Origin of the sequence: Alkalihalophilus lindianensis, from assembly GCF_032843265.1 — a bacterium.
Classification (GTDB): domain Bacteria; phylum Bacillota; class Bacilli; order Bacillales; family Bacillaceae_D; genus Alkalihalophilus; species Alkalihalophilus lindianensis.
In genome coordinates this window covers 1-239 of sequence record NZ_JAWJBA010000968.1, presented here as the reverse complement: position 1 = coordinate 239, position 239 = coordinate 1, and the positions used below count along the sequence as shown (strand labels likewise).

1 protein-coding gene is annotated in these 239 nt (G+C 46.9%); it reads left to right on the top strand.

Translation table 11 applies throughout. The annotated features are described in order from the left end of the window. The coding region (locus tag RYX56_RS24995) for an oligopeptide/dipeptide ABC transporter ATP-binding protein (protein WP_336623202.1) at positions 1-237 on the top strand (237 nt) is incomplete at its 5' end. Positions 238-239 lie beyond the last annotated feature (2 nt).

The following is a 239-nucleotide window of genomic DNA, read 5'->3' as shown; positions in this document are numbered from 1 at the left end:
CAGATTACGAGTGATAGTGAGAACGAGGAAAAGCTTTCGACCATTCCTGGAACTCCGCCTGATTTACGTGAGCCCATTCCTGGCTGTCATTTTGCCGATCGTTGTCCATATGCACAAGAGGTTTGCTTTTCCAAGAAACCAGAGCTGATTGAGGTAGAGGAAGGACATACGGTCTCCTGTCATTTTCAAACGAAAGAAAAGCGGCTGAAAAGAAAGGAGAAGGCGTACCATGGCTGAAG